This window comes from Pseudomonadota bacterium, from assembly GCA_010028905.1.
GTDB lineage: Bacteria > Vulcanimicrobiota > Xenobia > RGZZ01 > RGZZ01 > RGZZ01.
The window spans coordinates 1-5,790 of record RGZZ01000325.1; the positions used below are offsets into that span (position 1 = coordinate 1).

The following is a 5,790-nucleotide window of genomic DNA, read 5'->3' on the forward strand; positions in this document are numbered from 1 at the left end:
CGCGGATTCACCCAGACGGTATACCCTCTCCAACCGCAGCCGCCGAACATGAAGGCCCCCGCCGCCACACCAATGCCAAACGAGACGAACGACCCCTCACAGCCCGGCCACGGCGCCATCACCGACGGCCAGTACCAGTACGGTGGGGCCCAGGCGCCGTATACCTGCGTGGGATTGTACTGAGGAACGTAGACGATCTCTGGAGTCGCGGGGGCGATCGCAATGGCGCCGTCGACCATTGCGACAGATTCCTGGGCTGTGCTCTGAAGGGTCCCCGCATCACTCGCCCGCGCACGCATGCGCTGCACCGCCTCAAGCACCTGACGTTGGCTGGCGAGGAAGGCCTCGCCCAGGGCCTGGGTCCACTCGAGATTCATTGACAGCTGATGCAGCACATCTGGGAACGCGGTGAGCGAGGTGACGCTCGGGTCCCAGGTCTGCTGCGCAAGCATGCTCGCGCGCGCATCTGCACGCATCTCGGGATGCGCCTGAACCCAGCGATCGGCCTCGACGATCTCGAGGGGATACGCCGACGCCATGAGCACCTGGGTGAGCAGGTTGTCCGGAAAGAGCGCGATGGGTGCGACGAGCTGATCGAGCTGCTCCGCACCCAGGGCCTGGCTGCTCGCCGCACGGACGCGCCCTGAGAGCAATCCGATCATCACGATGAGCACAGCGATGAACAAAGCGAGAAGACGAAGATTACGCATGACGCACACTCCTCTAGGGGAGCGACATGGCATCGGGTCGATCTGCGATCTCGCGGGATCCCTCCCACGTGTGGGCCGTCGTTGGCGCTGCCCGCGCGTGTGGGCCGTCGTTGGCATTCAGATAGACGAGCCCCGCCCGTCCTCGTCCCAGAGATCGCCCGCCATCATGCGACGCCACATGCGAAAGTCGGCACGCAGCGACCACCACGGGTGCTGGAATGTGGCAGGGCGGTTTCGCTCCACCACTACATGGGATACCCACGCGGGACCGTAGCCCAGCAGCGGTAGCAAAGCGAGAAGCCTGGGGCGGCGACGTGCGACGGCATAGGCGGCGGCAGCCACCACCGCCGTGGTGCCCACGAAGTGAGAGGCCCGCGTGGCGACGCGGCTGTGCTCTTGCAGATAATAGGGCCAGAATGCCTCAAAGCTGTCAAACTGCGGCATGGAATGCGCCCTGCCTCTTCTTGAATCGAACTGAAGATATCGACCGAGGCCTTCTCTGCGAAAGCGGCTTCGGTCCTGCTCGAGTTCCACAGCGTTGCGATGGAGCGTTGGTTGCAGGGGGCCGACCATCGTCGCGGCAACAGCCTTCATTTTCTGAGATGCGCTGCGCGCGGTATGAGAATCAGCCTGACGATTGCAACAACGCGCCTTGCTGCGGCAACGAACCCCGCAGCAGCAAGGCGCCTTGCTCCTGCACCGCGCCTTGCTGCGACACCCCTCCACACAGCACGTGAAGGCGCTCCTGTGCAAGAAGGGCGTACCCTTCTGCGAGGTCTTCCGCCGGATCTTGCACCCACCAGGCGTAGTTGGTGTACCACACCCCGTGATTGCCCAGCGGGCTCTCCGGCGCCAGCGAAGGGGGAACTTCCTGCGCCTTCAGAAAGCGATCGTGGAAGTGCCCGAGCTCGTGCAGCAACGTGTTCTCCCACTGAAGCGCGTCTTTCTGGCGCGCCTCGTTGCGCGATGGCTCAGATGCGTCAGGCGGGAGCGCCCGCGTGGCGCGATCGAGCCACGCGCGGTTGAGCAACAGGCGTCCGGAGCAGGGCTCTGCAACACCCGACGTGGCGGTCGACACCTCCCCGTTCAACCCCCGAAACGCGTCAAACGATGTGACGCAGATCTGGCGAACCGTGCACAAGTAGTCTCGCGCCCAGAGCGGCACGGCGGCGATGATCGCCTTCACCCGTGCCCGCTCATCGGCGGAACAGCCCGTGAGCCGGATGGCGTGCGCGCCAACAGCGACCTCGAACGCTGGCACAGCGCTCTCTGACGCTGAGATGCGGCAGAGCTCGTCAAAGGTTCGCGCTCCCGTTGTGTCTGACGCTGCGGGTGACACTTCTCCTTGTGACACAGGCCTGGGGCCAGGCGGAACCCAAGCGTTGGGATCAAGCTCGCGATGCACCGGATAGCTGAAATAGTGCTCGAGGATGAAGGCGTTCTTGATGCCAAACGTCGGATCTGACACGGCGCGCTGCACGAAACCGCGCTCCTGAGGAGACAGGTCTGCCAGATCGGCAGGTGGCCGCGCCTCTGACATCGACCCGGAATCGGAAGATCGAACAGGCGGGCCTTCAACCGTGCGCACACCCAGCGACTCGTCGGTCAATCGCGGCACGGCTGGAGAGTGCTGACCGTACGAGCAAGAGAGAGCGCTCAAACGCGAAGAACCAACACCCAAAGAACCCGGCCTCCTCACAGCACATCCAAGCCTTTCAACCCGCGCCGCAGAGCGCAGGCTCCCCTGTCATCATGACACCCAGGGTTGAAAGCTGTCTGAAAACCTCTCTACGTACGCGCCCCCAGCGTCCATGCGTGGATTTCATGTGCGAATGCTTCCACAATCACAACACAACCGCAACATTTCACTGCCGATTAAACAAAACAGCACCCCCTTACCTCCCCCATGTGGCGCGGGACAACGCTCTCACGAGACGGAAACGAACAACGAGAGTAGAGAGGGACAACAACATGCAGATGCCTGGCACCGGCGCACTCAATCCTCTGGGTGGCTTCCCTGGCGTGGGCGGCCTCGGCGGGGGACTCGGTCAGGGCAGCCCATTCGGAATGGACGGTGGCAGCTTCGGCGGAAACAACGCGATGCTGATGAGCGAACTCACGCAAGTGCTCTCTGCTCTTGAGCAGGTCCTACAAGGCGGACGGGGCGCCGGAAACCTCGACGGCTTCGGTGGTCCGCAGGGCTTCGGTGGTCCGCAGGGCTTTGGTGGCAGCGACGGCGGGCGCTTTGGTGGCGGAAGGTCGAGTGGCGCTCCTGAGATGGGAGCAGGCCACACCATCGTTGCGGCAGGCGATCCTCATCTCGCCCTCGATGGGCAGGCCTACAAGAACGCCCAGGGCGGCGACACGCAAGACGCAGCCAACGCCGTCTTCCTCAACGGTAAGTCGGAGGTCTACGAGCAAGCGACGGGCCCCAACGGTACCATCAACAGCGTCAGGGCAGGTAAAGATCTTGCCGGCATCGACCCGAACGCGGCGGTGTACGAAGACGTCAATGGTACGCTCACCAACGTCGGCACTGCCGGGCAACTCGGTCTCGACCACGGTCGCAACCAGGGCCAGGATGTGCAGAACGGTGGCAACGTGACGCTTGGCAACGAGACCGTCTCGCTCAACGGTGGCACCATGCAGATCAAGACCACCCAGGACAACTCTCCGCGCGGTGGTGGATTCGGAGGAGATGGCGACGGCGACGGAGGCTACGGCCGAGGCGACTGGGCCAACGCATCCGACGACTGGGCAGAGGCCTCAGAGCGCTGGGCAGCAGCCTCAGAGCGTTGGGCCGAAGCCTCGCGGGCATGGGCTGAAGCCAACCACCGCTGGCAGGTCTAGCGCCTGCACCGCGAAACCAGACGGTAACGACGCATGTGCCGTCTCTGAAAAGCCTGGTCTGCTTCATGCAACGCAGACCATGGACGCTCTGAGACTGCCCTGCGTCACGAGATCACGGTGACTGAGCAGGCACTCGCTGCGGTGAGTGCCTGCTCGCCATTCTGCTCTCTAACTACCGCGGTGGTGCCTACCACAGATATGAGACCCGCGTGGCGACGATGCTGTGCTCTGGCGGGTCGCAGGGACACCACATTCCGCGCTTTGGTGCACGATAAGAACCACCCGACAGGAAAATTCCTCTATATCGCCAAGAAAGAACGGTGCTTCTCTGTCCTCATTGCGGAACTATCATCTCGCCCTTTACCGCTGTCCCCTATGCCTGCCCGTGCGGCGTGCAGCTTCGCGAGAAGCCGATCACCCTGGCTATGACGGGCTGCCTCGGCATGTTCCTCTGGCTGGTGTTTCAGATCGTGATCTCAGCGCTCACGTGGGTGATCCTTGACCGATTCGCGCTGCACGATACGCGCTGGGTGACCGCGGCATGGGGAGTCGGCCTGTTGCTCACGCTGCGTCCCGCGCTGCTGCTGGCCAATCGCGTGCGACGGCGACTCACATCACCACCTGGCCAGCACTGACCGATCCGCTGTCAGCGACGCGCGCTGAGGTCGGTCAGCAGGCCGCTCCAGGCTTCAAAGCCGGTCTTCTTGCGATAGTCGTCGGCCAAGAAGAATCGCTGGGGCCCTTGCACGCTGATGAAGCTGCTGCCCGCGTGATCGGCATCGGTGACCCCCGTCACCACCGCCTGACGACAGGCCTGGGTCACGGCACGGGCTGCGTTGCGGGACGCCGGATCGTTCACGTGCTTCTCGACACGCGCCGCGATCTCACCCAGATCGCGCATGGAGAAAAGCGACTGCACGATGGGGTTTTTCAGACCCAGGACGCGAGCGCCCCCCAGGGCGTCGGCGACCTGCGCAGCCTCACCCGCCGCCACCGCCTGTCGCAGGGCGCCCCCGAGGTTCTCGACCGCTTCCGCCAACGGCTCGATGCGAGCGAGATCGACCACCGCCAGTGTCTGCACCGCGCCCGCGGCATCGGCCTGCGCCACGATGGAGCGCGCGAAGCCTTCCGCCGTGAGGCCCACGGAGGGCAGCCCCTTCATGATCGACGTCCAGGGAAGTCCCTCCGCTTCCATGGTCTGGGCCGAGACGACGGCGTAGCGCGCGGTATCCTTGAGCTGGCGCAGCGCCTCCAAATTGCCCGTAAGGCACGACTCGCACACCAGCACATCGAACTTTCGCCCGCTCTGAACAGCGACGTCTTCAAGCATCTGCTTCCACTGCGCCACGTCGAAGCCCGCTAGCGACTGGTAGGCGGTCCCGTGTCCGCTGACCATGCAGGCCGTCACCTGGGCGGGGAAACGCTGCAAGGCGTCGGCCATGAAGTGGGTGAGCTCGCTCGGCTCTGGCTTGAGCGCGGGCCGAATCGAGACAGGCGGGCTGTCGATGCGGTGAGAGCGGACATCAGGACCCACTTCGTACGTGCGGGTGCCGCTCCAGGCGGGCTCACTCTTCACGAGGATATCGAGTCCTGCGCGTACCAGCGAGCGTAGCCCCCATACCTGAAACCCCAGTCCCACCAGCCCGAGAACGGCGCCCGGCGGCCCAAGGGCAGTGCTGGCGGCGGCGCAGAGCCCCGACGCTCCGAGTTGCAACCCACCTGTCACAGCGCGTCGAAGGCACGAGGTCGTGCGGCGCGAGATGCTCAGGCAGACCTGGGCGTCGGGCCGCCAGCCTTTCTCGAGCTGGTCGATCTCGGCGGTCTCGAGGGGTTCGAGCTCAGGGGGGGTGGCGTCGATGTGTCCCACCATGGTGAGCTGTCGAGAGGAAGGGGTCGGCGCTGGAAGCAAGATGTTCATGCCGAAAGGATAGGCACCGCGTTCGAAAACACGCATAAACGCGAGTGAATCCATCGTCAAGTGGAGGAAAGAGCCGCGATGCCCTGTGGACGTCTGAGCTTCGCTTTGCGCCCTCCCGCTGTACGGCCTGAGCGTACCTCGTCGCGCGCAAGGCGCACCGTACCCCGCAGATCGGAACACGCCGTCCTTCGAACCGGACAACATCGTCGCCTCCAGGGTTGCTCGCTAGCGCATCGGCTTCTTCGCCACGACCTGCACCACCGCGCTGAGACCGAGATGCCCGAGCCCCTCGTGCACGTCGCGCTCGATCTC

7 protein-coding genes are annotated in these 5,790 nt (G+C 64.4%); 2 read left to right on the top strand and 5 right to left on the bottom strand.

The annotated features are described in order from the left end of the window. The 3 genes from EB084_18130 to EB084_18140 all read right to left on the bottom strand — a co-directional run. Nucleotides 1-686, bottom strand: a 686-nt coding sequence (locus EB084_18130) for a DUF3300 domain-containing protein (GenBank protein ID NDD30179.1), incomplete at its 3' end; no start/stop codon positions are given. Between the two features lie 141 nt (nucleotides 687-827). Continuing rightward, nucleotides 828-1,154, bottom strand: a complete 327-nt coding sequence (locus EB084_18135; protein ID NDD30180.1) for a DUF962 domain-containing protein — start codon at nucleotides 1,152-1,154, stop codon at nucleotides 828-830. A 181-nt stretch (nucleotides 1,155-1,335) separates the two neighbouring features. Further along, on the bottom strand, nucleotides 1,336-2,250 hold the full coding sequence (locus EB084_18140) for a hypothetical protein (protein NDD30181.1): 915 nt from the start codon (nucleotides 2,248-2,250) through the stop codon (nucleotides 1,336-1,338). 431 nt (nucleotides 2,251-2,681) lie between these two features. Between EB084_18140 and EB084_18145 the strand changes: the two genes are divergently transcribed. Further along, nucleotides 2,682-3,560: a hypothetical protein gene (locus EB084_18145; GenBank protein ID NDD30182.1), complete on the top strand. Its 879-nt coding sequence runs from the start codon at nucleotides 2,682-2,684 to the stop codon at nucleotides 3,558-3,560. A 425-nt stretch (nucleotides 3,561-3,985) separates the two neighbouring features. After that, the gene (locus EB084_18150) at nucleotides 3,986-4,195 is read left to right on the top strand and encodes a hypothetical protein (protein NDD30183.1); all 210 of its coding nucleotides are present in this window, start codon (nucleotides 3,986-3,988) and stop codon (nucleotides 4,193-4,195) included. Between the two features lie 11 nt (nucleotides 4,196-4,206). On the opposite strand, the gene EB084_18155 is transcribed toward EB084_18150, so the two are convergent. Beyond that, complete coding sequence (locus EB084_18155) at nucleotides 4,207-5,682, bottom strand: hypothetical protein (GenBank protein ID NDD30184.1); 1,476 nt, start codon at nucleotides 5,680-5,682, stop codon at nucleotides 4,207-4,209. Between the two features lie 21 nt (nucleotides 5,683-5,703). Next, a partial coding sequence (locus EB084_18160) for an SAM-dependent methyltransferase (GenBank protein ID NDD30185.1) occupies nucleotides 5,704-5,790 on the bottom strand: 87 nt, incomplete at its 5' end.

What these genes read in the sequence shown, in the direction of transcription:
- EB084_18140 (NDD30181.1), bottom strand. Translation starts at nt 2,250, where the DNA reads ATGTCAGAGGCGCGGCCACCTGCCGATCTGGCAGACCTGTCTCCTCAG.
- EB084_18150 (NDD30183.1), top strand. Translation starts at nt 3,986, where the DNA reads ATGACGGGCTGCCTCGGCATGTTCCTCTGGCTGGTGTTTCAGATCGTG.
- EB084_18145 (NDD30182.1), top strand. Translation starts at nt 2,682, where the DNA reads ATGCAGATGCCTGGCACCGGCGCACTCAATCCTCTGGGTGGCTTCCCT.
- EB084_18135 (NDD30180.1), bottom strand. Translation starts at nt 1,154, where the DNA reads ATGCCGCAGTTTGACAGCTTTGAGGCATTCTGGCCCTATTATCTGCAA.
- EB084_18155 (NDD30184.1), bottom strand. Translation starts at nt 5,682, where the DNA reads ATGTTGTCCGGTTCGAAGGACGGCGTGTTCCGATCTGCGGGGTACGGT.